This is a genomic window from Micromonospora sp. CPM1, assembly GCF_023896895.1.
Taxonomy (GTDB): domain Bacteria; phylum Actinomycetota; class Actinomycetes; order Mycobacteriales; family Micromonosporaceae; genus Micromonospora; species Micromonospora tulbaghiae.
This window is the reverse complement of sequence record NZ_JAMHIU010000005.1, coordinates 29721-54953: the sequence shown is the minus strand read 5'-3', so window position 1 is coordinate 54953 and position 25233 is coordinate 29721. Positions and strand designations below refer to the sequence as shown.

Below are 25233 nucleotides of genomic sequence, written 5' to 3'. Positions count from 1 at the left end.
TCACGCGCCGCGCGGCGCCCGCTTCGGGAAGACGGTGTACGCGACCGGCCAGAACACCAGCCAGCCCGCCATCACCACGGTGAGCCGGCCGGTCCACGCCCACAGCTCGGCGGTGCGCTCGCCGTCGCCGACCAGGGCGATGCCGGCGAGCAGCACGGCGCAGGCGACCGCCCAGCCGATCATGCCCTTGCCCCACTCGCGCCACTCGTGCCGGGCCCGCGCCATCCCGTACCGGGGGGCCCGGCGCGGGGGAGGGCCGCCGGCGAACCGGTGCGCGAACCGCTGGTCGGCCCAGCGCACCATGCTGTGCCCGAACGCCACGGAGAACCCGAGGTACGCGGCGGCCAGGCCGTGGGCGAACGTGGCGGTGGCGCCCCGGCGCAGGTCGATCATCGTGGCGGCGAGCAGGACGAGGTCGACCACCGGCACGGCGATCAGCAGGGCGGCGCCGAGGCGGGGCCGCCGCAGCGGGTACCGGGCGATCAGCCCGGCGAGCAGCACCACCCAGAACGCCACCTCGCATCCGACGATCACTGCCACGAGCATGCGGACTCCTTTTTTAGTACGCTGTGCGATAACCGTAACAGCGGCCGTCAACCAGGTTCCGGAGGGGCCCGTGCCCAAGATCGTCGACCACGACGCGCGCCGTGCCGAGCTGGCGCGGGCGATGTGGCGGGTCGTCTACCGCGACGGCGTCGGCGCCGCCACCGTCCGCAGCATCGCGGCCGAGGCCGGCTGGTCACCGAGCGCGCTGCGGCACTACTTCGCCACCCAGACCGAGCTGCTGGTGTTCGCCATGGAGCACGTGCAGGCCGAGGCGGCCGAGCGGATCGCCGCCGACGACCGCACCGGCAGCCCGCGCGAGGTCGCCCAGCGGATCCTGGAACAACTGCTGCCGCTGGACCGCCAGCGCGTCCGCGAGGCCGAGGTGTGGCTGCTGCTCGCCGCGCGCGCCCAGACCGACCCGGCGGCGCGAACCCGGATGGCCGACGCGGACGACGGCATCCGCCGCGCCGCCGAGTTCGCCGTCGCGCTGCTCACCGGGCAACCGGCCGCCGACCCCGAGGCGGTCGCCCGGTTGCACGCCCTGCTCGACGGGCTCGCGCTGCACGCGCTGCTGTATCCCGAGCGGATGCCGCCCGCGCGCGCCCGCGAGCTGCTCGGCGCGCACCTGGACACGCTGGCCGCGGCCTGACCGCCCTGGCCGCGGCCTGAGCGACTCAGTCGCCCGGCGGCCGGCCCATCGCCGCGCCCAGCTCGGCGCGGCTGGCGATGCCCAGCTTGCGGTAGACCCGGGCCAGGTTGGCCTCCACCGTCTTCGGGCTGATGTAGAGCGCGTCGGCGATGAGCCGGTTGGTCTGCCCCCGAGCGGCGAGCCGGGCGACCCGCTCCTCGGTGGCGGTGAGCGTGGTCGGGGCCGGGGTGCGGGCGCCGATGCGGCCCAGCTCCGCCCGTGCCCGGTCGGCGAACGCGGACGCGCCGAGCGCGTCGAACTCGGCCGCCGCCGCGTCGAGCGCCGCCCGCGCCTCCCGACGTCGCCGCACCCGCCGGTACGTGCGGCCGGCGGCGAGCAGGCAGCGAGCCCGGTCCAGTGGCAGCACCCCCTCCGGCACCGCGGCCCGGGCCTGCGTCAGCGCGTCCAGCGCCGCGCCCGGATCCGCCCCGGTCGCCCCGGCCAGCAGCACCCGGCTGCGGGCCAGCCCGAGCGTCGTCCACGGGCGCGGCAGCCGGCGGTGGCGCCCGGCCAGCCGGTCCAGCGCGGCGTGCGCGGTGTCCAGGTCACCGGCGCCCACGCACGCCTCGATCCAGTCCGGCTCGAACCGCTGCCCCAGCGGTTCGGCGATGCCCGACCCGTCCAGGTCGGCGGCGAGCGCGCCGTACGCCGCCGCGGCGGTGACCCACTCCCCGGAGGCCAGCGCCACCAGCCCGGTGAGCTGGTGGTGCAGTCGCCGGCTCCACGCGTCGCCGAGGTCGTCGTCGCGGCGCAGCCCGGCGGCCGCGGCGCCCGCCCGCGCCAGCCGCCCCCGGTGCGCGTCGAGCACACCGGCCAGCCAGCTCTCGCCCACCAGCCCGGTGCCCAGCTGCTCACCCAGGTCACGGGCGGCGGCGATGTGCGTACCGGCCTCGGCGAAGCGCCCCGCCAGCAGTTCCGTCTCGCCGAGGTGGGTCAGCACCTCGTGCCGCAGCGGGTCGTCGCCGCGCGCCACCGCCAGGTCCAGCATCAGGTGCAGCCGGGACCGCGCCCGGTCGTGGTCGTCGACCGACTTCCACCAGATCGCCGGCACCGAACCGGCCAGGAAGGACGGTTCACCCGCCTCCAGCGACAGGGCCCGGTCCAGCAGATCGGTGGGCGCCGGGCCGCCGGCGCGTACCTCGTGGAAGAACAGCAGCAGCAGCGCGGCGGTGAGCAGCGGGCGGTGCTCGTCCCGGTCGGACAGGCGGGCGATCGCGGCCCGCGCGTGCCGGCGGGCGGGCTCCGGCTGGTCGTGGAACATGGTCAGGTGGGTGTGGATCCGCCCGGCCAGGTCCCCGTCCGGCCCGGCGGCGGCGAGCGCCTGCTCGGCGACGCGGACGGCGGTGACCAGGTCGTCGGCGCACCACGCGACGAGCGCGCGCAGCAGCAGCGCCTCGCCCCGCTCGGCGCCGGTCAGCTCCCCGGCCGCCGCCTCGGCGGCCCGCCCGGCCGCCGCGTAGTCCCCGCCGTCGATGCGGCACTGCACCGCGTCGAGGCGACGCCGGTTCCGGTCGGCGGCGGCGGACGACGGGGTCAGCTCGGCCGCCCGGGCGTACCAGTCGGCGGCGAGCGCTGAGGCGCCACGCATCCGCTGCCGGGCCGCCGCGGCGGCCAGGTCGGCGGCGACGGCGGCGTCCGGCGCCACGGTGCACCGGGACAGGTGCCGGGCCCGCTCGTCCGGGTCGGCGACCGCGCCGGCGAGCAGCGCGTGCATCCGCCGCCGGGCCCCCGGCGGGATGCTCTCGCGCACCGCCGCCGCGTACCGGGGGTGCGCGAAGTCGACCCGGCTCGGGGTGACCACGACCAGCCCGGCGTCCTCGGCCGCGTCCAGTGCCCCGGCCGGCACGCCCGCCGCCGCCAGGTCCCGCAGCGTCGGCACGGTCAGCAGCGCGGCCAGCCACACCGCGTCCCGGCTCGGGCCGGGCAGCGCCCGCAGCGTCTCCGCGAGCAGCAGGCGCAGCGACGACGGGACGGGCAGGTCCTCGTCGTGCGCGGGCGGGCGGGGCAGCCGCAGCACCGCCCGGGCCAGTTCGATCGCGAGCAGCGGATTGCCGTCGGCGTCGCGGGCCAGCCGGTCGGTGAGCGGACGGCTGAGCGTGCCGCCGAGCCGGGCCGCCAGGACGCGGTGCAGGTCCGGCGGGGTGAGCGGGGGTACGTCGGCGCGCAGCAGCGGATGCCGGCCGGTCGGGTCGTCGTCCAGCCCCAGCGGCACCGGCGCCGGCGGGCTGTCCCCGGTGCGGTGGGTGGCCAGGACGGCGGGCCACCGGGTCAGCCGGCGCAGCGCGAACCGCAGCGCCCGGGCGCTCGGCGGGTCCAGCCACTGCGGATCGTCGACCGCGAGCAGGACACGGGGCGCGTCGGCGACCGCCGCGTCGAGCAGCGTACGGGTGGCCGCGCCCACCGCCCGCTCGTCCACCGCGCCGTCGTGCTCACCGGTCAGCAGCACCATGTCGGCGGCCACCCGTTGCGGCGCGGGCAGCCCCGGCAGCGCGTCGGCGAGCGGGCGCAGCACGTCGGCCAGCGCCGCGTACGGCAGCGCGGTCTCGGCCTCGGTGGGCGCGGCGGACAGCACCCGCCAGCCGGTCCGCCCGGCGTGGGCGACCACTGCCCGCCAGAGCGCGGTCTTGCCGATGCCGCTGGGACCGTCGAGCAGCACCGGCGTACCGGAGGTCAGGGCACGCCACACCCGCTCGACGACCGCGTCGCGGCCGACCAGTGCGGCGTCCATGGCGGGATGGTGGCACAGCCGCGCCCGCGAACCCAGCGTCGGCGCGGCCTAGCCCGGAAGCTGTCCGCATATCGAGACGGGCGGGATCACCTCCTGGTTGCGGTAGACGGCGGCGCTCCAGCTCGGCCCGCCCGACGCCACGATCGGCGGGATCCGGGGCGCCCGGGACGGGCTGAGCAGGCTGAGGAACTTGTTGATCACCTGGACGACGGGTTCCAGGATCCGGTAGCCGATCCCGAACCGCGCATGCACACCGAGCCCGACGCCCCGGCACAGCGCGTACGGCGCGCCGAGCGCGGAACCGATGGTGGCGCCGTACGAGGTGACCAGCTCGAACCAGATCCCGGCGGTGAACAGGAACGCGCTGATCCCCATGGTGAACCGCACGCCGTGCCGGACGACCAGGCCCATCACGCCGACCGGCACGCCGGTGAGCGAGTCGAGCAGGCTCACCCGGCGCGCGAAGCCCTCCGTCACGCGCGAGCCCACCTGGCCGTTCGCGTAACCGAACCCGAGCCTGCCGGCCAGCGCGTACTCACCGGCGCCGCGGAACGTGCCCCGGCGGGCGCCGAACGCGGTGGCCACCTCCAGCGTCTGACTCACCGTGAACGACAGCGGCAGGCCGGCGACCAGCCCGATCGGGAACGCGATGTCGACCGGGACCGGGAACGTGCGGCGGTGGTTCTGCCCGCCGTCGATGCCGGCGGTGAAGTCCACCTTGATGCCGAAGCCGCCGCCGATCTCCAGCTCGGCCCGGGTCACCTTGCCCGCGCCGACGGCCAGGTGGAACGACGCTGCGGGTCGTCCGACGGTCAGCGTCACGGTGCCGGCCAGCCGGAGCCCGCCGTCGTCGTACGTGAAGTGCGTGCCGACGCCACCGGCGCAGCAGAACGTCCGCACCCGGTAGCCGTGGGCGGTGGCGCCCGCCTGCCCGCCCGGCGCCGGTGGCGGCTGCGCGGGCGCGACGGCGAGCGGACGCGACCGGCCCAGCGTGCCGCCGGCCGCCGCGACCTCCCGGGTCCACGAGGGTTCACCCGCCACGTAGACGGTCGGGCGGTCGAGGGCGACGTCGTCGCCGCCGAACGTGCCGTCCCGGATCACCTCGGTGAGCGTGACCGGTCCGATCGTGACGACCAGGTCACCGCCTTCCTCGGCCAGGTCGAGCACCCGGCCCACTCCGCGTCCGGTGAGGAACATGACCCGGCCGGGCGCGAGCCGGTCCGCGTCGCGCGCTCCGGGGTCGAGCCGCCAGGTCAGCCCGTCCGGGCTCACCGACCGCACGGTCCGGCTGCCGCCGCCGACCAGCACCACGTCTGGTTGCAGCGTGACGTCCTTCCCCGGCGCCGGGGCCTGCCCGTACCGGGGCTGCCCGCCGTCGCCCCCGTCCGCCGGGCCGGGAGTGGGCCCGCCGCAGCCGGTCACCAGGAGCAGCGCCGCCAGGCCGGCCGCCAGCAGCCGCCGGCCGCGCACCGGCCGCCTCACATCCGGCCGGCGACGGTACGGGCGAGCCGTTCCAGCGGCGCCCGGTTCTCCTGCGGGTCGTTGAGCCGCACCAGCCGCACCGCGACCCACAGCTCGCCCTTGCGCAGGAAGAACGCCTCCGCGGTGAGCAGCGCCTCGTCGGCGGTCCCGGCCAGCTCACGGATCTCGTGCCCGAGCTGCCGTTCGATGTCGAGGTACTTCTTGGCGCCCTCGCCCACGAAAACCTCGACCTGGGCGGTCGGCCCGGTCACCGGCCCGGTGTAGGTGCACGACTGCCCGGCCACCACCGGTTCGTCCAGCGCCGTGCCGGCGAGGCGTTCCGCGTCGGCCTTCGACACCAGCGTGCACGCCTGTGGGGCGGCGTCGTCCACCGGTCCGGCACTCGGCTCGGCCGGCGCCTCCCCGGTCGGCTCGGCGACCGGCGCGCCCGCACCGGGCGGAGCGCCGCCGGCGGCCGGCGGTTCGTCGTCGCCGCAGCCGGCGGGCGCGGTGAGCAGGGTCGCGGTCAGCGCGAGCGCGACCAGTCGGCGGCTTCGCATGCCGGCCCCGCTCAGGCCGGGATCGCGTCGAGCGTACGGCGCAGGATCTGTTCGTTGCCCGCGGTGCCGCCGCCGAAGCTGCTGATGGTCACCGTGTACGTGCCCTTGCCCTCGATCAGCACCGCCTCGCCGCGGATGTCCTTGACCGCGAGGTAGCCCCGCTCGCCCCGGTCCAGGTCGACGACCTTCTCGTACTGCTGGCCGGCCTGGTCGTACTGGTAGTCGTAGGTGGCCTTGCCTGCGGTGGCGGAGGCGGTGGTGACCGCCAGCTGGGCGATGCCGTCGCCGAACGAGCAGTTCCCCTCGTCGCGCAGCTTGCGGTCGACCAGTTCGGAGACCTGGGCGGCGGTGAACGGGCACGGGGGCCGGACGTCGTCCACCGCGCCCGCGTCCACGTCGCCGCCGTCCTCGCCCGCCGCGGAGCCGGCCGGCCCGCCGTCGACGATCCCGTCGCCGGAGTCGCACCCGGCCGGCGCGAGCAGGGCGAGCAGCAGCAGGGGCAGGATCAGCCCTCGCGGGAGCCCGCCGTCGCGGCGGGCACGGGCGGTCCGGGCCGGTGTGAGCGCGTCAGTTGCCATGGCCCGACGCTAGGCGCGCCGTCACCGGCCGTAATCGGGGGTTTCCCTATGCGGTGACCTTGCCGACGGGCTCGCCGGCCCTGGCCGGCGGCGCGTCCGCGCCGCTGCGCCGTCCCACCCGGATGGCGAGCCGATCCACGTAGCCGACCATGAGCGCGACGAACAGCAGCACGAACAGGAGCAGCATGGGCAGCGGCAGGATCAGGCCCAGCGGAAGCTCGCCGCCGGCGCCGAAGGCGCGGCTGGCGATCATCGTCACCAGCGCGGGAGCGGTCAGGCTGTCCGGGCCGCGGCCCACCAGCATCCCCCACAGTGGCGACTGGACGTGCGCCAGCCAGGTCGCCGACGTGGTCACGGCCAGCATCGGCAGCGCCGGCAGCAGCAGGGTACGGCCGACGCCGCCGCCGGAGCGCCACCGCTCGTGCTGGCCTCGGAACAGCAGCGTGAACGCGAACAGCGCGGGCACCGACAGCCAGGTCGGCGGCACCAGGCCGAGGAACAGGCCGAGCTGGCCGAGTTCCCTGGTGCGCTCGAAACCGGCGATGGCCAGCAGGCCGACGCCGACGAACAACCACGGCGCGAACGGCACCAGCAGCAGTTCGCTGTAGCGCCCGAGCGGGCGCAGCGCGCCGATCCCGAACCCGGCCAGCGCGGCGAGCGCCACCGCGACGAGTGTGGACAGCAGCGGCGGCACCCAGGTGTTGGCGAACAGGTTCGAGGTCTCGACCCCCCTGGGCAGGGGCCCGGTGTCGGCGGAGAGGTTCCGCAGCCACGGCAGCGACGCCCAGACGGTCACGCCGAGGACGACGACGAGCGCGACAGCGGTCAGCCCGACGAGCAGCGGCCGGCGGCCGGAGTAGGACTCCGCCTCCCGCACGGCCGGGCCGTCCCGCCAGCCGTCGAACTCGATGCGCAGCCGGGTGGCCAGGATGAGCGCCACCGCGGCCAGTCCGAGCAGCCCGAGCAGCACCAGCAGCAGCGTCGACGTGGCCGATCCGGCGCCCAGGCGCATCGTCCGGAACGTGGTCTGCGCGGCGGTGAACACCGGCGTCGCCGTGTCGTCGCCGCGCGGCCCGCCGCCGGTCAGGATGTACGGGGCGGTGTAGGTCTGCAGGGCGGCGGCGAGAACGCTCAGGCCGAGCAGCCCACCGACGGCCAGCATGGCGGGCGCGGGCCGCTGGTCGGGCTCGCGGCGGCGCAGGGCGCTCAGGTACAGCGTCGCGGCCACCGCGACGACCAGCCCGAACGTCACCTGTGCCAGCGCCGAGACGAGGAGCGTCCGGGGAGACTGCAGTTCCTGGGTGAAGGTGCCGTTCTCGATGTGCTCGGCGCGCCGGCCGAGGAACACCGCGACCGGCGCGTACGCGGCGAGCGGCAGCGCCAGCACGCCCCGGGTGACCAGGCGGGCCACCCGGCCGGCCCGGTCGGCGAGGACGGCGAGCAGCGGCGCGGCGAGCAGCGCCACCGCCAGCGGGATCAGGCTGAGCAGCACCGCGAGCCCGACCTGTCCGACGAACCCGGAGGTGAGGGCGGCCTCGTAGTTCGCCGTGCCGACCGACTCGCCCGAGCCGCGCGGCCCGTCACCCTGGAAGCTGCGAGCCACTGTGGACAGCGTCGGCAGGACGTACGACCAGATCCAGGCGATCACCGCCGGGACGACCAGGGCCAGCCCGATCAGGGCCCTCCCCGGACGGTTCGGCGGCGTGGGCGGGGGCACTGACGCTGTCGCCTGCGGTGCTGCCGGCTGGTTCATCGGGACATCCACCCTCGAAGATCGACGATCACGGCCGCCGCGACGATAACCGACCCGGTCAATACCGGCAGCGCCACCGGCCCACGTCGGCGCGGGGGCGGCTAGGGTCGCAACCGTGCGGACCAAGCAGGAGCTGTCGACGGCGATCCGGGAACGACGGCGGGCGGCGCTCGTGGTCAACGCCCACTCCCGCCGGGGCCGGCGGCTCTACGACACCGTCCACGCACGCCTGCGGGCGGCCGGTTTCGCGCTGCTCGGCGCGTACCCGGTGGACCGGCCCGGCGAGCTGGACCGGGTGCTCGCCGAGGCCGCCGGCCTCGGGCCGGACCTGCTGGTCACCGGCGGCGGCGACGGCACCGTCGGCGCGGCCGCGCGGCTGCTCGCCCACCGGGACATCGCGATGGGTCTGCTGCCGCTGGGCACCACGAACAACTTCGCCCGCACCGTCGGCGTCCCGCTCGACCTGGACGCCGCCGTCGCGGTGCTCACCGACGGCAAGGTCATCGACGTCGACCTGGGCCTGATCGGCGACACCCGGTTCACCAACCACGTCGGGATCGGGTTGTCCGCCGACATCATGCAGGCCGCGCCGCCGAGGCTGAAGCGGGTCGTCGGGCGGCTCGCGTACCCGATGACCGGGCTGGGGCTGCTGGCCCGGCACCGGCCGCTGGCCGTGACGGTCCGCGCCGAGGGCCGCGAGCACATGTTCACCACCCACCAGGTGTACGTGGCCAACGGCGGCTTCCACGCCGGCCGGCCCATCACCGCCGACGCCACCGCCGACGACCGGCTGCTGGTCGCGTACCCGGTGGGTGGGCCGACCCGGCGCGGGCTGCTGCGCGAGACGGCGCGCAACGCGGCGGCCGGCCACCGCCGCACGCTCGGCGACGAGCCGTTCCTGGCGGTACGCCAGCTGTGGCTGGACACCGACCGCCCGGCCCGCATCGAGGTCGACGGCGAGCCGTACGGGCAGACGCCGGTACGCATCGGCCTGGACCCGAACGCGTTGCGGCTGATGGCCCGCGCCGACAGCCCGGATCACTGACCGGTCAGGCCCAGTGCTCCTCGTCGGGCAGTGGGATCTCCGTGTTCTGCTCCACCGCGTCGGCGGCGGTCAGGTCGTCGCGCACCGACTCACCCAGGCCCGCCCGGTCGCTCGGCGGGCGCAGCACGCCCTGCTCGGCCAGGTCCGCCTCGCTCGCCTCGGGCACCGCCGTGCCGACCGTGTCGGGTGGTCCGACGAGTGTCTCGTCCTGCCGCTGTTCCTGCGCGTCGGCCTCGGGCGGCCGGCGCAGCGCGTCCTCGCTCATCGCGTCCCCGTCACGCCGTGCGCCGCACGTACGGCGCGCTCTGGTCGGCCACGTCGCCGTACTCGGCCGGAAGCTGCCCGACGACCTGGGCGTAGGCGGCCGCGTCGACCGCGTCGCGCAGCACGTCGAACACCGCCGTGATCCCGTCCCGCGCGGCGTCCACGTCGACGTCGGCGCGTCCGCTCACCCGCTCCACGAACACGTCGAGCCCGAACGGCTCGGCGTCCTCGGCCGGGCCGAACGCGTACGCCCGCAGCGCCTCCGGCAGCCGGTCGGCGAGGTCGCGGGCCTCTCCGCCGTCGATGCGCTCGGCCAGCGTGGTCAACGTCGCCCGGGTGATCGCGGTGGCCTGCTCCGTGGACGCGCCGCACCGTTCGGCCACCGCGCCGACGAACTGATCCTGGTCCATCTCGCCGCCTTCCTCCGCTGGGATTGCCGGATTCCCACGCTGGACCTCGGCAAACGGGGCGCGAGCCCGAGGCGCCGGAGTCGCCGGACCGGGGGTAGCGTGCAGGCCGGAACCCGCAGCGAGGAGGCCCCGACAGTGCAGCCGACGATCGTGGACGTGCCCACCCCCGACGGAACGGCCGACGCCTACCTGGCCACGCCGGAGTCCGGCGGGCCCTTCCCGGCCGTCCTGCTGTTCATGGACGCGTTCGGGCTGCGGCCCCGGGTCGCGGAGATGGCCGCCACGATCGCCGACCGCGGGTACGTGGTGCTCGCCCCCAACCTGTTCCACCGCGCCGGGCGCGCCCCGCTGATCGACCTCGGCGCGCTCGCCGACGACAGCCGCCGGGCCGCCCTGTTCGAGAGCATCGGGCCGATGATGGCCGCGTTGACGCCGGACGCGGTGGCCCGCGACACGGCCGCCTACCTGGACTTCCTCGCCGCCCGCCCGGACGTCGCGCCGGGCCCGGCGGCGATCACCGGCTACTGCATGGGCGGCACGAACGCGCTGCGCGCGATCGAGGCGCTCCCGGACCGGATCGCCGCGGTGGCCGCGTTCCACGCCGGGCGGGTGGTCACCGACGCCCCGGACAGCCCGCACCTGGCCGTCGGCGCGGTGACCGGCGAACTCTACTTCGGGCACGCCGACGCCGACCCGTCGATGACCGCCGAGCAGATCGCCACGCTGGAGAAGACGCTGGACGCGGCCGGGGTGACCTACCGTTCCGAGGTGTACGCCGGCGCCCGCCACGGCTACACCCAGTCGGACACCCCGATGTACGACGAGCAGGCCACGCGGCGGCACTGGACGGCGCTGTTCGACCTGCTCGACCGCACGTACCGCCGCTGACTCCGAAGGGCGCGCGGGGGCACGGCCGACGATTCACCGGCCCGGAGCCGGGTAACCGCCGTCATGACCGACCGCCGCGCCGACGACACCGTCCGCTCGCCCCTGGACCGGGCGGTCGAGCGGGGCGGTCTCGCGTTCTCCCGGGTCCGTGACCAGGGCGGCGCGGCCGGCCGGAACCGGCTGCGCCAACTGGAGATCACCGTGGTGATCTCCGCGCAGGCCGGGCTGGCCGCGGCGCTCGCCGCTCTGCTCGCCCAGATGCTGCTCGGCTCCGGCGCGCACGTCTTCGCCCCCGCCGCCGCGGTCGGCACCATCGCCACCGCCATCGGCCAGCGCGCCCGCCGCACGTTCGAGCTGCTCGTCGGCGTCGGCCTCGGCATCGTGGTCGGTGACCTGCTGCGCGCGCTGCTCGGCAGCGGATCCTGGCAGACCGGCCTGGTGGTCACGCTCGCCATCGCCACCGCGCTGCTGGTGGCCGGACGCGGCGGCGCGCTCGTGGGCCAGGCCGGCGGTACGGCGGTGCTGATCGCCACGCTCGCGCCGGTGCAGCCCGGCCTGGAACTGCCCCGCATCTTCGACGCGCTGGTCGGCGGCCTGGTCGGCCTGTTCGTGGTGGCGCTGCTGCTGCCGGTCAACCCGATCCGCGTGCTGGACCGGGCGGTGGAGCCGGTGGTCACCCGGCTCACCGAGCAGCTCGACGCCGTCGCGTGGGCGCTGACCCGGCGCGACGCGGGGGCGGCGCAGCGCGCCCTGGACGATCTGCGCGGGATCGAACCGGACATCGGGCGGCTCAACGAGGCGCTCAGCGGGGCCGAGGAGGTGGTCACCATCGCCCCGGCCCGCTGGCACCGCCGGGCCCGGTTCCACCGCTACGCCGACGCGACCCAGCACCTCGAACGGCTGGTCCTGTACGCCCGCTCGATCGCCCGCCGCTCCGCCACCGCGTTGCAGTACGACGAGCCGGTCCCGCCCGCGCTGCCCGACGCGGTGGCCCGCCTCGGCGACGCGGTGCGGGAGCTGAAGCGGGCCTGCAAGTCCGGGGAGGACCTGGACCGCACCCGGGAGCTGGTACGGCAGGGCGCCGAGCTGGCCGGGCGCGCGTGGTCGCAGGGTGTGCGCGCCTACGGCGAGGCGATGATCAGCGATCTGCGGACCGGGCAGAGCGAGCTGCTGCGGGCCACCGGCTGCCGGCCCGAGGACGCCAACGGCACCGTGCGCCGGGCCGCCGGTGCGGGGGAGGCGGAGGCGCGCCCGCCGGTCCGGGCCCGGATGAGCCGGCCGGTCCGGCGCCGGCCCGCTGCCCGGGGCGCGCCGGGGCGGCGTCCGGACATGTTCCGCCCACCGACCCGCGTCGCCTGACCCGGCCCGGCCGCCCGTCGTCGTCCGGCCGTCGTCGTCCGGCCGTCGTCGTCCGGCCGTCGTCGTCCGGTCCGGCCGCCCGCCTCCGGCCGGTCCGGCTGCCCGTCGTCGTCCGGCCGGGTTGCCGGCCGCAGGCCACCGGGCGTGGACTGGCACCTGCCCGGGGCGGCCCGGCTGGTTAGCGTCGGCGCATGGACATCCGTCAGGACGCGCCGGCCGCGCGATTCGCCGCTCTGACCACCGCCCACGTCGCCGACGCCTGCCTGCGCGCCGGCATACCCGTCCGCTGCGCCCCGGCCGCCGTCGTCCCGGTGCTGCCGGGGCGGCGCCTGGCCGGCCGGGTCCGACCAGCCCGGCACGCCGGCAGCGTGGACGTCTTCCTGGAGGCGATCGAGCTGGCCGCCGACGGGGACGTGCTCGTCGTCGACGACGCCGGCCGCACCGACCGGGCGTGCGTCGGGGACCTGGTGGTACTGGAGGCGCGGGCCGCCGGCCTGGCCGGGCTGGTGGTGTGGGGCGCGCACCGCGACACCGCGGACCTGGTCGCGGTCGGACTGCCGGTGTTCAGCCTCGGCGCCACCCCGAGCGGGCCGCTGGAGCTGGACCCGCGCCCGGCCGGGGCGCTGGAGCACGCCCGGGTCGGGCCGTTCACCGTCGGCCCGCAGGATCTGGCGCTGGCCGACGACGACGGCGTGCTGTTCGTACCCGCCGACCGGGCCGGGGAGCTGTTCGACCTGGCCGAGTCCATCCGGGACACCGAGCGGCGGCAGGCCGACCGGATCCGGGCCGGGGAGTCGCTGCGCGCGCAGGTCGGGTTCGGCGCGTACCTGGCGGCCCGGGAGGCGGACCCGGCGCTGACGTTCCGGGCGCACCTGCGGGCGGTGGGCGGCGCGATCGAGGAGTGACCCGGTCAGCCGCCGCGCGCCCACAGCGCCAGGCGGACCCGGTTGGCGCTGCCGGTCTTGGTCATCAGGCTGGTGATGTGCGTCTTCACGGTGGTCACCCCGATGTGCAGCCGGTCGGCGATCTCGGTGTTCGACAGCCCGTCGGCGACCAGGTCCAGCACGTCCCGCTCGCGGGCGGTCAGGTCGGCCGCACGCCGGGGCGCGCCGGCGCGGGCGTGCACCGCGCGTTCGACCAGCCGGCGCAGGACGTCCGGGCTGAACGGGCTGTCGCCGGCGGCGGCGCGGCGCACGCCGTCGAGCAGGTCGGCCGGGGGCGCGTCCTTGAGCAGGAACCCGCAGGCGCCGGCGGTCAGCGCCGGGTAGAGGTGGTCGTCGTCGCCGAACGTGGTCAGCACCATGATCCGGGTGGCCGGCCGGTCGGCGAGGATCCGGCTGGTCGCGGTGATCCCGTCGACGCCGGGCATCCGCAGGTCCATCACCACCACGTCGGGGCGTAGCCGGGCGGCCAGGGTGACCGCGTCCCGGCCGTTGTCGGCCTCGCCGACGACCTCGAGGTCGGGCTGGGCGTCGCAGAGCATCCGCAGGCCGGCCCGGATGAGGTGCTGGTCGTCGACCAGCAGCACCCGGATCACGCCGGCTCCGGCGTGCCCGCGCGGGGCCGGGGCGCGCGGTGGGCCGGCCCGGGCTGGGGCAGCACGGTCCGGACCCGCCAGCCGGAACCGGTGGGCCCGGCCTCCAGCCGCCCACCGAGCACCTCGACCCGTTCCCGCATCCCGACGAGGCCGTGCCCGCCGCCGGAGGGCACCCCGGCCGGCGCGGCGCCGCGCCCGTCGTCGGTCACCGCCCAGTGCACCGCGCCGTCCTCGACCGACACGGCCAGCCGGGCCCGGGCCGCCGCGCCCGCGTGTTTCGCCACGTTCGTCAACGCCTCCTGGGTCAGTCGCAGCACCGCCTGGCCGCGTACCGCGTCGAGCCTGCCGACCGCCGGGTCGACGTCGGCCTCCACCACGACGCCCGCCTGCCGGGCCCGGTCGACAGCCGCGCCGAGCGCGGCCGGCAGCGCCGACGGCTCGATCGCGGTCAGGGCGGCGTCGCCGCGGACACCGTCCGGGTCGCGCAGCACCGCCACCAGCCGTCGCAGGTCGGTCAGCGCGGCCGTGCCGGTGGCGTGCACGTCGTCGAACACCTCGCCGACCCGGGGGTCGAGGTCCGGCAGCACGTGCCGGGCCACACCGACCCGCAGCACCATCGACGCGACGTGGTGCGCGAGCACGTCGTGCAGTTCCCGGGCGATGGCGCCGCGTTCGTCGGCGCGGGCCGCCCGGCTCTCCGACTCGCGCCGGCGCCGCTCCGCCTCGGCCCGCTCCTCGGCCTGCCGCCCCAGTTCCCGGGTGGTCCGCACGACCAGCCCGAGCAGCAGCGGCAGGCCGACTGTGACGGCCAGCCCGAACAGGCCGGTGAGCGCCGCACGGACCGGTTCGCCGATCTGGCCGGACAGGTCGACGGCGGCGAGCAGCCCGGCGCCCAGCCAGACCGTGCGCGGCCGGGTGGCCCGCATGGTCAGCTCCAGCAGCGCCCAGCTCGCACCGACCTGGTTGATCATCACGTCGTCGACCAGGACGAGCGCGGCGACCAGCAGGGCCGACTGGATCAGCAGGTTCACCAGGGGCCGGCGGTGGCACAGCAGCGCCAGCGCGAACGCCGGGACCGCCAGCGCCCACTGCGTACCGGTGGCGGCCTGGCCCCCGTGCGGACCGAAGACCAGGTAGCCGACGCCGCTGAGATCCAGCAGCAGGATCCGCGCGAGCGTGTCGCGCGCGTCGAACAGCCGACCGACCCAGCTCACCGCGTCAGCCTAGGCAACCGGAGCGGCCGGAGGCCACCGCGTTCGCCGGCCGCCGGCCCGGCGGTCCGGGGTGGACCGCCGGGCCGAACACCACGGCGCTCATCCGACCAGCACCACACCGGTACGCCGGGTCCGGCGGGCCAGCACCAGCGTGGTGGCCGCCGCGGTGGCCGCCACCAGCATCCCCGCCGCGGCGAGCGTGAGCGCGTCCGGCGCGAGCAGCGGCTGCCCGCGCAGCGCCTGCCCGGTCAGCAGCAGCGTCAGTGCCGCGTACGCGGCCCCGCCGACGAGCACCAGCCGCGCCCGGGTCAGCTCGTCCAGCCGCGCGCCGAGGAACCGGTCGAGCAGGATCGCCAGCAGCGGCAGCGCCTGCAACGCGTGCATCCCGACGAAGTGCCCGACACGCAGGTCGCCGCCGGTGGTGCTCCAGCCGAGCAGCGGCAGCCCCGGCCCGCTGTCGGGCACCCCGACGCTGTGCGCACCGCTGATCCCGGCGGGCGCGCCGGCCGGGCTCTGCGCCACCATCGGGAACGCGACGAGCATGCCGAGCAGGGACACGGCGAGGCCGAGCCGGACCGCGTATCCGCCGGCCCGGTCCGGAAGGGACCGGCGGGCCAGCACGATCGCCAGCACGAACTGGGCCGCGAACAGCACGGTGATCGCCACGCCCATGACGTCGAACAGCACCGCGTTCAGCGTGGTGGTGCCGTTGAAGTGACTGGTGGTGCCGCGCAGCACCTGACCCACGATGATCGCCATCTCCAGCACGGACATGGCCACGATCACTGTGGCCGCCCGCTCGGCCGCCCGGCTGCGGTGGGGCAGCAGGGACAGCATCCAGGCCAGGGTGACGCCGTAGAGCACGAACGAGATCGCGAACTTCAGCGGCTTGAGCCAGATGGGCGCGCCGGTCAGCACGCGCGGGTCGGCCACGACGCCGACCGCGGCGACGACGGTGAGCACCGCCATCGCGGACACGAGGAGCATCAGGGGGCGGTGCCATCCGGCCGCCCGGTTCCGCAGGGTAGTCATGCCTTAGATGCTCGTGACGGGCCGGGCCGGTCGCGCCCGCCCGCGGGCCGCACTCGCGGCCACGGGTCGGAGCGTGTCTCCTACCGGGGGAGGAGGCCGGCCGGTCAGTCCGGCAGCCGGGGCATCTCGACGCCCGGGTCGCGGCCGAGCAGCACGCCACGGGTCAGCGCCCGGGAGCCGAAGCGGTCCCGCACCGCGTCGACGGCGGCGTCCAGCGCCGGGCCGGGTTCGGCGGTGAACGGCAGCGTGAGCTGCGTGTGCCCGCTGCCCAGGTTGCCCACCGAGACGCCGAGCAGCGTCACGCCACGTTCCGCGATCTGCGGCAGCGCGGCCCGCAGCAGGTCACGGGCGGCGGCCCGCAACGGCCCGGTCTGCGCGGTCGGCTCGTCGAGCGTGTGCGACCGGGTGGCGGGGGTGTAGTCGGCGAAACGCAGCCGCAGCGTCACCGTGCGGCCGGTGCGGCGGGCGGCGCGCATCCGGCCGGTGACCCGGTCGACCAGCCCGGCCAGCACCGCGTCCAGGTCGGCGGGGGAGTGCGGCCCGCGTCCCAGCGCGTGCTGCGCGCCCATCGAGGAACGGCGGCGGCCCACCTGCACGGCCCGGGGGTCGCGGTTGTGCGCCAGGGCGTGCAGGTGCCGCCCGGCGCCCGCGCCGAGCAGCGACACCAGCGCCGGCTCGTCCAGCCGGGCCACCTGCCCGACGGTACGGATGCCGCGTTCGCGCAGCCGGGCGGCGGTGACCGGGCCGACACCCCACAGCCGCTCGACCGGCAGCGGATGCAGGAACGCCAGTTCCCGCTCCGGCTCCACCACCAGCAGCCCGTCCGGTTTGGCCACCCCGCTGGCCACCTTCGCGAGGAACTTCGTCCGGGCCACGCCGACGGTGATCGGCAGGCCGACCTCGCGGCGTACCCGCTCCCGCAGCGTGGCCGCGACGGCGGCCGGCGCTCCGGCGAGCCGCCGCAGCCCACCCACGTCGAGGAACGCCTCGTCGATGCTGAGCCCTTCGACGAGCGGGGTGGTGTGGCGGAAGATCTCGAACACCGCCCGGCTGGCGGCCGTGTACGCGGCCATCCGGGGCGGCACCACCAGCGCGTCGGGGCAGAGCCGCAGCGCCTGCCGGCCGCCCATCGCGCTGCGCACGCCCCGGGCCTTGGCCTCGTAGCTGCACGCGAGCACCACGCCGCCGCCGACGATCACCGGCCGGCCGCGCAGCCGGGGGTCGTCGCGCTGTTCGACCGAGGCGTAGAACGCGTCCAGGTCGGCGTGCAGGATGGTGGCCTCGCTCGACACCCGGCCATCTTCGCACAGATGTTCGAACGGGCGCGGTTGACCTGCCCGGTCGCGTGCGGTCACCGTCCGTAGACCTCGAACTCGTAGAGCGAGAAGCCGTACGAGGTGGCCCGGGTGACGCCGTACATCCGCACGTATCGCGCGCTGACCGGGGCGAACGTCACGTTGTCGACGCCGCCGTTGCCGGTGGTGGTGCTGAACACCGGCTGCCAGGAGTTGCCGTCAGCGGAGACCTCGATCCGGTAGCCGGTGGCGTACGCGGCCTCCCACCGCAGCACCGCCCGGCTGATGGTCCGGGCCGAACCGAGGTCCACCCGCAGCCACTGGTTGTCGTTGTAGCTGCTGGCCCACCGGCTGCCCAGACTGCCGTCGACCGCCTTGGCCGGGGTGTTGCTGGTCAGGAACTGGGTGCTGGACGCGGTGGCGGTGCGGCCCTGCGCCAGGTTCGTCACCGCGTCGCCCCGGCGCGCCGGGAACGAGACGACCTGCTGGTAGGTGGGCCGGTTCTGCCAGGCGATCAGCGGGTGGGTGATGCCGCCGAGCCCGGACTGGGCGATCGAGTCGGCGCACCACTGGTCGCCCGCGCCGCACGAGGAGTCGCCCGGGTAGACGGTGGTCGCGGGCGCCGCCGCGGCCTGGCCGAGCGTGTCGAGCAGCGCCTGCCGGCACGCGCCGAGGTTGCCGTTGCCGCAGTACGTGCGCCCGAGCCCGCCGGCCACCGGGTCGCCGAGCACGGCCCGCAGGTCCTTGTCGACGTACCCCCACCAGCCGTACTGGAAGGCCGAGCCCTTGTGCGCCTGCCCCTGCGACGCCCAGTTGACGGTGCCGTCGCGGGCGCCGTTCTGGCCGCCCGAGGGCGCCTCGTTGACTTCGAGCGCGTCGACGAGCGCGGCGTACAGGTCGGGGCCGAGGCCGGGACGGAACTGCGCCGAGGCCAGCAGCGGCCACCACGCGTCGAAGATCCGGATGGCGTCGGCGTGCTGGTAGACCTTCGACCCGGGTGACGTCTCCACCCGCCGCGACCCGGCCTGCTGCCAGGCCCGCAGCTTGGTCACCGCGGCGGCCAGTGCCGGGTCGGTGACGGGCGTGCTGTCGAGCACCCGCAGCAGCTCACCGAGCACCTGCTGGCCGCGCAGGTCGGTCACGGCCGCCTCGGCGGTGATCCGGACGATGTCGGCGCGGCCGACCTTGCGCTGGGCGATGGCCGCCTTAACCGGACCGTCGAGCAGCTGACCCCGGTGCACCGCGCCGTAGCTGAAGTTGCCGTCGGCCGCGCCGAAGTCGCGCGCCTGCTTGTTGTTCCAGCTGACGTAGTAGTCCTGGTTGACCGACTGCGGGTGGGCCGACGCCGGGGCGTACGTGGCGTCGTTGGTGTCCGGGTTCCAGCCGGCCCACTCGTACGCCGGCTCCGCCTTCATCGGCAGGTTCGGGTCGGAGGTGGACGAGCGCACCGGGTTCGAGCCGGAGTTGAAGTACGCCGCCTCGGTCGAGTTGACGTAGAACCAGTTGAACGCGTACCCGACGCTGGCCGCGGACGCCTGGAACGCCGCCGCGCTGCCCATCGCCGCCGGGTCGTTGTACGCCTGGAAGCCGATCGCCGAGTCGGCCTCGTGCCGGTAGGTGGAGCGCAGCTTGGTGAACGCGGTGGGCTGCCCGTTGACCAGCCCTCGGTAGGACACCAGCCCGTACTTGGTGCGCAGCGCGCGCAGCGTGTACGCGCCGGCCGGGGTGGAGTCGGCGAGCGTCGGCGACCAGGAGTTGCGCTTCTCCAGCACCTCCATGGCCACGCACTGGCCGCGGTAGAGGTAGCGGTTGGAGCGCAGCGTCGGCGCGCTGCCGTCGGTGGTGCACAGCGGCACCGCGTACGTGTCGGTCAGGTCCTGCGAGGCGGAGGTGGCGCTCCACGCGTAGTCCTGGCCGCGGCCGAGCAGCACGTAGAGGTTCAGCCCGGCGAACGCGGCGCCGCGCGCGCTGATCCCCGGCCCCTGCAGTTCCTGGAGCATGAGCAGTTGCGGGGCGAAGTAGCCGGTCTGCGGGCCGAACACGGCCACCGGGTTGCCGGTGGTGGTGTGCCGGCCGGAGACCACGACCGCGTTGGACATGCCGTGCGTACGCAGGGTGGACAGGCCGCCGAGCAGGTCCTTGGTGGCGGCGCTGGTGCCGGTGCGGGCGGCGGCGCCGCCGGTGGCGTCGTACGCGAGCGGCTCGGCGACCACGGTGCCGGCGTCGGGCAGCACCGCGCTGGTGGCGCCGGGCGGCGTCGCGCCGTACGGGAAGCTCTGCCCGTCGTGCAGCGTCAGCACGGTCTCCGGGTCGTTCTGCGAGCGGAACGCCGCCCAGACCCGGTCGCCCTCGGTGGGGCCGTACTTGGCCCGGGCGGCCACCCGGACCAGCGCGGACTGCACCTCGCTGCCGCCGCCCCCGCCGAACAGCCCGCCGATGACACCGGCGGTGGCGATCAGGTCGGTCATGGTGAAGTGCTTCGGCTTGCCGGCACCGGTGAGCACGTACTCGCCGGGGTAGTTGTCGTCGGCGATCGACTTGTCGATGTAGGCGTTGATGCCGGCGATGTAGTCGGCCACGTCGGTGTAGAGCTGCTGGCCCCGGGTGCCCTTGAGGCGCAGCGCGTCCACCTGGGCCTGGAGGTCCGCCTCGGTGTAGGGCGAGTTGGCCCAGACGCTCTGCTCCAGTTCCCGGTTGCCGGGGGCGCCGCCGGCGAACGAGGTGACGTTGCCGCGGCCGACGTGCCGCAGCAGGTCCATCACCCAGAGCCGGTCCTGGGCGCCGGCGTACCCGGCGCCGAACATGGTGCCGGCGCGGGTGGTGCCGGTGACGTGTGGGACGCCGGTGGCCTTGTCCCGCACGATGGTGACGTCCGAACGCGGCGAGATCCTGCTTTCGACCTGCGCGTCGGGGACGCCGAACGAGGCGTCGTTGTAGAAGTGGGCGATCTGCTCGTCGGTCAGCCCGGCGTAGTTGTAGACCAGGTTGGCGTACTCGTCGAGCTGGTCGCTGGAGTGCGCGGGGCGGGTGCCGAGCGCCTGGTGGGCCAGGATGCCGGCGAGCGTGGCGTTGCCGTTCTGCCCGGGGGGCAGGATGTCGGCGCACTGGCCGAGGCAGTAGTCGTCGGGGGTGAACGTGGTGGCGGCGAGCGCCGGCGACGGCTGGGTGACCGTCAGGACGCTCGCGGTGAGGGCGGCGGCGGTGAGCGCCGCGAGGCGGGCACGGATGGCGGGTAATGGCATGGCGATCCTCCGGGGACGCGGAGTAGGGCCGTTCGGTACGCCCGGCTGACGGCGTCTCGGCCTCCGTGCCCGGGCGTCCTGCCCGGAGGTGAGAATGACTCATATCTATCTGCGGGCAATGATCGGCGCACCACTGCCGTCCGGGATAGCCGTCGTTCACCAGTCGTCAATGCCGACGTTTCGTCGCGATCCGTCCCGCAACGACGCGGTGGGGGTGGCGCCGTTGCCACCCCCACCGCTCTCCCCGCCGGTGCGCCGTCAGTGCTTGTGGAACGACTGGCGCACCACACCCCCCACCAGCGCGCACCAGGTAGTGGTGCTGATCTTGCCGTTGGGCGGTAGTCCGTGCAGGCGCTGGAGGTCCTTCACCGCCGTGCGGGTGGCGTGGTCGTACTCACCGGTCGCGGTGACCTCGGCGTAGCCCTTGGAGGCGAGCATGAACTGCGCGGCCGCCACCGGTACGCCGGACGACTTCTGGTCCAGCTCCGGGGCCAGGGTCTCCCAGGTCGGCGCCGTGAGCGTGGCGTCGACGTCGACCGGGATGCCGTTGCGCGCCTGCCAGTCCTGCACCGCCGCGACTGTCGCCGCGTCGAACACGCCGGTCACCGGCACGGTGTAGCCGTGGAACGTCAGCAGGTACTGCGCGACGCGGACCACCGGGCCGCCGACGAAACGCCAGATGTCCGGCCAGCGGCGGGCCGGCACGTCGCCCGGGTCGGTGCCCAGGTTCTCGAACACGGCGCGGCGCAGCGCCGGGAACTCCCGGTAGAACATCGCGCCCGGGCAGAGCGTGGCGCGGAAGTCCCAGTGGCCGAAGATGTCGTGGGCGTGCAGCCCGTACTGCCGGCAGATCGCGGTGCACAGTCGGACCAGCCCGTCGAGCAGCTCCTCCGGCGGCGTCTCGGTGACGTAGGTGCCCTCGTTCTCGATCCCGATGGCCCGCCCGTTCTCGCCCGGGCAGTGCGCGGCGATCATCTGCCGGTCGCCGGCGAGCAGCCGGTCCAGGCTGCCGTGGCGTCCCTCCAGGACGTGACCGCCGCGGCTCACCGTGAAGTGCTGCCCGGTGTCGGACCAGCCGTTGCCGTCCATGTGCAGGTCCTGGCAGTCGCGGGCGAGCTGCTTGGCGTGCTCCTCGGAGTAGTCCGTGACGTTCGGGAACGCCATGTGGTGCACGATGATCTTGTTGGTCGGGATCGCGCTGACCGACAGCGGGTCAGCCGGTGGGCGGGCGGCCCACTCGTCGCAGCTGATGATCCAGTCGAGGTCCGCGCCCGGTGCGGCGTGCGCGGCGGCCGGCAGGGCGAGCTCGCTGCCGACGACCGCGACCGCCGCGGCGCCGAGGCCGGCCCGCAGCAGCGTACGGCGGTCCAGCTCGGGGTGGTCGAAGTGCATCTCGCCTCCTCGATGGCCCGAACGGCGCCGGGCGATGTAAAGGAACTGCAACGACTGCGCGCGTGGTGGAGAATATTGCCAAGCTCGCGCGGTGCGCCAGAGGACAAAAGCGACGTTCGCCGGCCGGTGCGCCCGCCGCTCCTACCGCCGGAGTAGGCGATCTCACGTCCGCTGACCGGGACGGACCATGGTCTTCCGCGACCTGCCGTGGCAGCCTGGGCCGGTGCAGTCGCCCAGCCTGACCGGGATCCTCGTGCTCGTCGCGGTGCTCGCGGCCGCCACCGCGTTCGGCTGGTGGCGCAGTCGCCACGACGGGCGGCTGCGCGCCGTCCGGAAGCGCCCATCGGCCGCCGATGCGCCGCACCTCGCCACCCTCACCGCCCTCGGGGTGCGCCCCGGCGAGGTCACGCTGGTGCAGTTCTCCGCACCGGTCTGCGCGCCCTGCCGGGCCGCCCGCCGGGTGCTCGCCGACGTCGCCGCCCGCCTCGACGGCGTCGCGGTGCGGGAGGTGGGCGTGGACGAACACCTCGACGCGGCCCGGGAACTGGACGTGTGGCGCACCCCGACCGTGCTGGTGGTGGACGCGGCGGGCCGCGTGGTGCGCCGGGCCGCGGGCGTGCCCGACCGCGACGACCTGATCGCCGCGCTCACGGTCGGGGCGGGGCGATGACCGGCGTACGGCTGACCCGCCGCCGGGTGGTGGACCACGGCCGGCTCGCCACGAGCCTCTGTGCGGCGGCGCGTCCCGCCTGACCGACCGCCCCCGCACGAACGGACCCACCCCATGCTGCTCGACCCCCGGGGACCGCGCTTCGCCGCCGTCCTCACCACAGTCGTCCTCGCGATCGTCCTCGTCACCGGCTCCGGGCTGCTCCTGCTCGCCCAGGCCGTGGTGTTCGCGCTCACCGCCGTCAACCCGCGCCTCGGGCCGTACGGCCTGCTGTTCCGCGCCCTGGTGGCACCCCGGCTGGACCCGCCGGCGGAGCTGGAGCCGGTCGCGCCGGTGCGCTTCGCCCAGGTCGTCGGCCTGGCCTTCAGCGCCGTCGGCGCGGCCGGCTGGTTCGCCGGGCTGCCCGCGCTCGGCCTGGCCGCCACCGGCGCCGCGCTGGCCGCCGCGTTTCTCAACGCCGCGTTCGGGCTCTGCCTCGGCTGCGAGGCGTACCTGGCGATCCGGCGGCTGGCCGGGCGTCCGCTCGCCGCCCGGGTGGCGGTACCCCCGCGCTGACCGCCCGCCCGTACGCTGACCCCGGCGGGATGGGGGAGTGGCATGGCGGGTCGCGGACGGCTGGACCGGCGCAGCGTGCTCGTCGCCGCGGGCGGGCTGGCGGTGGCGGGGATCGGCGTGCCGGTCGGGCTGGCCGCCACGAACGACCGGCCGCCGCCCCCGCCGCGCGGCCGGCGGCCGATCAGCATGGCGATGCACCTGCACGCCTCGTTCAGCGAGGGCGTGGCCAGCTACGCCGCCCACCTCGACCAGGCCCGCCGCAACGGCGTCGACGTGCTCTGGTGGACCGACCACGACTTCCGGGTCGCCGCCCACGACCACCGCCGGGTCGTCCACTTCGACGGCCCGGAGGAACGCGAGGACGGCCTGGCCTGGACCTGGCAGCCGGCCACCGAGGGGCGCCTGCGCGCCTCGGCCGCCGACTTCGTGGAAGCGCCGGACGCCCTCGACGGCCCGGGCCGCGCGCTGCGTCTCACCGCCGCCGGTGCCGGCACCCACTGGTACGCGGGCAAGGCGTGGAACTGGACGCACACCGCCAACATCTCCGACACGAAACTGCACCTCGACGTACGCCCCGAAGCGGCGGGCCGGGACGCCACGCTCACCGTTGAGGTCGCGCTGTCGCACCACCCGGCCGGACCCGGCCGCCCCGCCGGGCAGCTCGTGCTGCGCTACCGCCTCGGCGGCGTGGACGCGGTCCGGCACACAGTGGACGGCCGCCACGGCACCGTCGAGCTGCCCGCCCCGGCCGGCGTCTGGCGGCGGCACACGTTCGACCTGCTCGCCGACGTGCGGCGGCTCTGGCCGGGCCTGGTCGCCGGGGACAACTCGCTGCGCGGGCTGCGCCTCGGCGTGACCGTGTCCGGTGGCGCGCGCGGCGCGTACCTGGTGGACCGGCTCGTCTTCGACCGCGCCCGCCGCGCCGGCCAGGCGGGCGAGGAGTTGCGCGCCGAGGTGCTGCGCGGCTACGCCGGGGCGTACGAGGGCGTCACCCACCACCGCGCGTACGAGGTGTCGATGGTGCGGCACCTCAACTGGTTCGGCGGCGACGGCACGCTGCCGCGCTTCCCGTCCCCGCCGTACCGGGACAACGACGTGGACGCCACCGAGGCGACGGTGCGGTTCCTGCACTCGCACGGCGGGGTGGTCTGCTGGAACCACCCGCTGGACACCGAGCGCCGCGAATCCCTGGCCCGCCTGCTGGTCAGCCGGAACGCGCTCGGCGTCGACCTGATCGAGATCGGACGCCGGCCGGTCGAGGACCACCTCTGGGCGTACGACGTGGCGGCCCGCAACGCGATCCCGCTCACCGCCGTGGGGGTCACCGACGACCACGACGGCACCGACTGGCGCGCGGGCCGGGACCGGAACATCACCTCGGTGTGGGCGGCCTCGACCGGCCGGGACGACCTGGTCGCGGCGCTGCGCGCCGGGCAGGCGTGGTTCGCCGACCTGGCCGGTTACCGGGGCGCGCTGGACCTGGAACTGGGTGGCCGCAGCGCCATGGGCGCGCTCGCCGTGCTCACCGAGGACACCGTCACGGTGCGGCTGCGCGCCACCGACCTGCCGGCCGGGGCCACGCTGGAGACGGTGACCGGCGAGGTCGACCGGGCCGGTGTCGCGGACCCGACACCGGCGGTCCGGGTCGGGCAGGTGCCCTGGCGGCAGTTGCGGCCGGGCTGGCACGACCTGCCGGTGCGCGTCGGCGCCGGCACGTACGTCCGCACCCAGGTCCGCGACCGCGACGGCGAGATCGTGGGCGCGAGCAACCCCCTCTGGCTGCTCCGCACCCCTCCACCGGCGGGAATCGCCCCACCCCGCCGCCGCTGACCCCGCACCCCCTCCCCGCCCGCTTCCTCTCCGTCGATCATGAAGTTGACGGCGGTCTCAGTCCCTTTTGTCCCCGTCAACTTCATGATCGACGAGGTCGGGGACGGTTGCCGGGGTCTGGTACTCGTGGCGGTGTGTCCGATACCGACCACCTGCCGGGCGGCGCCGCGCCGCCCGGGGAACCGG

At 75.7% G+C, this 25233-nt stretch carries 22 protein-coding genes; 8 read left to right on the top strand and 14 right to left on the bottom strand.

The window, feature by feature from the left end; all coding sequences use genetic code 11:
* Entirely contained in the window at positions 1 to 546 is a 546-nt protein-coding gene (locus tag M8C11_RS07850) for a hypothetical protein (RefSeq protein WP_252449052.1), read from the bottom strand.
* 70 nt (positions 547 to 616) lie between these two features.
* Between M8C11_RS07850 and M8C11_RS07845 the strand changes: the two genes are divergently transcribed.
* Positions 617 to 1195, top strand: coding sequence for a TetR/AcrR family transcriptional regulator (locus M8C11_RS07845; protein ID WP_252449051.1), 579 nt, complete (start codon positions 617 to 619; stop codon positions 1193 to 1195).
* A gap of 25 nt (positions 1196 to 1220) precedes the next feature.
* Here M8C11_RS07845 and M8C11_RS07840 read toward each other — a convergent pair whose 3' ends face one another.
* The 5 genes from M8C11_RS07840 to M8C11_RS07820 are packed head-to-tail and all read right to left on the bottom strand — an operon-like array spanning position 1221 to position 8314.
* Positions 1221 to 3962, bottom strand: coding sequence for an AAA family ATPase (locus tag M8C11_RS07840; protein ID WP_252449050.1), 2742 nt, complete (start codon positions 3960 to 3962; stop codon positions 1221 to 1223).
* 48 nt (positions 3963 to 4010) lie between these two features.
* Positions 4011 to 5432 carry a hypothetical protein gene (locus tag M8C11_RS07835; RefSeq protein WP_252449049.1) on the bottom strand — a complete coding sequence of 474 codons (1422 nt, stop codon included), beginning with the start codon at positions 5430 to 5432 and terminating at the stop codon, positions 4011 to 4013.
* Between the two features lie 8 nt (positions 5433 to 5440).
* The gene (locus M8C11_RS07830; RefSeq protein WP_121684675.1) at positions 5441 to 5983 is read right to left on the bottom strand and encodes a hypothetical protein; all 543 of its coding nucleotides are present in this window, start codon (positions 5981 to 5983) and stop codon (positions 5441 to 5443) included.
* 11 nt (positions 5984 to 5994) lie between these two features.
* Positions 5995 to 6561: a hypothetical protein gene (locus tag M8C11_RS07825; RefSeq protein ID WP_252449048.1), complete on the bottom strand. Its 567-nt coding sequence runs from the start codon at positions 6559 to 6561 to the stop codon at positions 5995 to 5997.
* 46 nt (positions 6562 to 6607) lie between these two features.
* The gene (locus M8C11_RS07820; protein WP_252449047.1) at positions 6608 to 8314 is read right to left on the bottom strand and encodes a sugar ABC transporter permease; all 1707 of its coding nucleotides are present in this window, start codon (positions 8312 to 8314) and stop codon (positions 6608 to 6610) included.
* A 115-nt stretch (positions 8315 to 8429) separates the two neighbouring features.
* Here M8C11_RS07820 and M8C11_RS07815 point away from each other — a divergent pair, with 115 nt between their 5' ends.
* Complete coding sequence (locus M8C11_RS07815) at positions 8430 to 9359, top strand: diacylglycerol kinase family protein (RefSeq protein WP_252449046.1); 930 nt, start codon at positions 8430 to 8432, stop codon at positions 9357 to 9359.
* A gap of 4 nt (positions 9360 to 9363) precedes the next feature.
* Here M8C11_RS07815 and M8C11_RS07810 read toward each other — a convergent pair whose 3' ends face one another.
* Positions 9364 to 9624 carry a hypothetical protein gene (locus tag M8C11_RS07810; RefSeq protein WP_120569771.1) on the bottom strand — a complete coding sequence of 87 codons (261 nt, stop codon included), beginning with the start codon at positions 9622 to 9624 and terminating at the stop codon, positions 9364 to 9366.
* Positions 9625 to 9634: 10 nt separating this feature from the next.
* Entirely contained in the window at positions 9635 to 10033 is a 399-nt protein-coding gene (locus M8C11_RS07805) for a DUF2267 domain-containing protein (RefSeq protein ID WP_252449045.1), read from the bottom strand.
* Positions 10034 to 10168: 135 nt separating this feature from the next.
* On the opposite strand from M8C11_RS07805, the gene M8C11_RS07800 reads away from it, so the two are divergent.
* The 3 genes from M8C11_RS07800 to M8C11_RS07790 all read left to right on the top strand — a co-directional run bounded on the left by M8C11_RS07800 (position 10169) and on the right by M8C11_RS07790 (position 13185).
* Positions 10169 to 10921: a dienelactone hydrolase family protein gene (locus M8C11_RS07800; RefSeq protein WP_252449044.1), complete on the top strand. Its 753-nt coding sequence runs from the start codon at positions 10169 to 10171 to the stop codon at positions 10919 to 10921.
* A 63-nt stretch (positions 10922 to 10984) separates the two neighbouring features.
* A complete protein-coding gene (locus M8C11_RS07795; RefSeq protein WP_252449043.1) occupies positions 10985 to 12280 on the top strand; it encodes an aromatic acid exporter family protein in 1296 nt (431 codons plus the stop codon).
* 191 nt (positions 12281 to 12471) lie between these two features.
* A complete protein-coding gene (locus M8C11_RS07790; protein ID WP_252449042.1) occupies positions 12472 to 13185 on the top strand; it encodes an RraA family protein in 714 nt (237 codons plus the stop codon).
* Positions 13186 to 13190: 5 nt separating this feature from the next.
* On the opposite strand, the gene M8C11_RS07785 is transcribed toward M8C11_RS07790, so the two are convergent.
* The 6 genes from M8C11_RS07785 to M8C11_RS07760 all read right to left on the bottom strand — a co-directional run bounded on the left by M8C11_RS07785 (position 13191) and on the right by M8C11_RS07760 (position 21992).
* A complete protein-coding gene (locus M8C11_RS07785) occupies positions 13191 to 13817 on the bottom strand; it encodes a response regulator transcription factor (protein ID WP_252449041.1) in 627 nt (208 codons plus the stop codon).
* Positions 13814 to 15031 carry a sensor histidine kinase gene (locus M8C11_RS07780; protein WP_252449040.1) on the bottom strand — a complete coding sequence of 406 codons (1218 nt, stop codon included), beginning with the start codon at positions 15029 to 15031 and terminating at the stop codon, positions 13814 to 13816. The genes M8C11_RS07785 and M8C11_RS07780 overlap by 4 nt, the downstream gene beginning before the upstream one ends.
* A gap of 99 nt (positions 15032 to 15130) precedes the next feature.
* Positions 15131 to 16063: a hypothetical protein gene (locus tag M8C11_RS07775; protein ID WP_252449039.1), complete on the bottom strand. Its 933-nt coding sequence runs from the start codon at positions 16061 to 16063 to the stop codon at positions 15131 to 15133.
* A gap of 104 nt (positions 16064 to 16167) precedes the next feature.
* Positions 16168 to 17355, bottom strand: a complete 1188-nt coding sequence (gene dinB / locus M8C11_RS07770; RefSeq protein ID WP_252449038.1) for a DNA polymerase IV — start codon at positions 17353 to 17355, stop codon at positions 16168 to 16170.
* Between the two features lie 59 nt (positions 17356 to 17414).
* On the bottom strand, positions 17415 to 20600 hold the full coding sequence (locus M8C11_RS07765) for a penicillin acylase family protein (RefSeq protein ID WP_252449037.1): 3186 nt from the start codon (positions 20598 to 20600) through the stop codon (positions 17415 to 17417).
* A 258-nt stretch (positions 20601 to 20858) separates the two neighbouring features.
* Positions 20859 to 21992, bottom strand: a complete 1134-nt coding sequence (locus tag M8C11_RS07760; protein ID WP_252449036.1) for an N-acetylmuramoyl-L-alanine amidase — start codon at positions 21990 to 21992, stop codon at positions 20859 to 20861.
* A 223-nt stretch (positions 21993 to 22215) separates the two neighbouring features.
* On the opposite strand from M8C11_RS07760, the gene M8C11_RS07755 reads away from it, so the two are divergent.
* From M8C11_RS07755 to M8C11_RS07745, 3 genes are all read left to right on the top strand, one after another.
* Entirely contained in the window at positions 22216 to 22662 is a 447-nt protein-coding gene (locus tag M8C11_RS07755) for a thioredoxin family protein (RefSeq protein ID WP_252449035.1), read from the top strand.
* A 114-nt stretch (positions 22663 to 22776) separates the two neighbouring features.
* The gene (locus M8C11_RS07750; protein WP_120569782.1) at positions 22777 to 23217 is read left to right on the top strand and encodes a DUF4395 domain-containing protein; all 441 of its coding nucleotides are present in this window, start codon (positions 22777 to 22779) and stop codon (positions 23215 to 23217) included.
* Between the two features lie 42 nt (positions 23218 to 23259).
* Positions 23260 to 25047: a hypothetical protein gene (locus M8C11_RS07745; RefSeq protein ID WP_252449034.1), complete on the top strand. Its 1788-nt coding sequence runs from the start codon at positions 23260 to 23262 to the stop codon at positions 25045 to 25047.
* Positions 25048 to 25233: the final 186 nt, after the last annotated feature.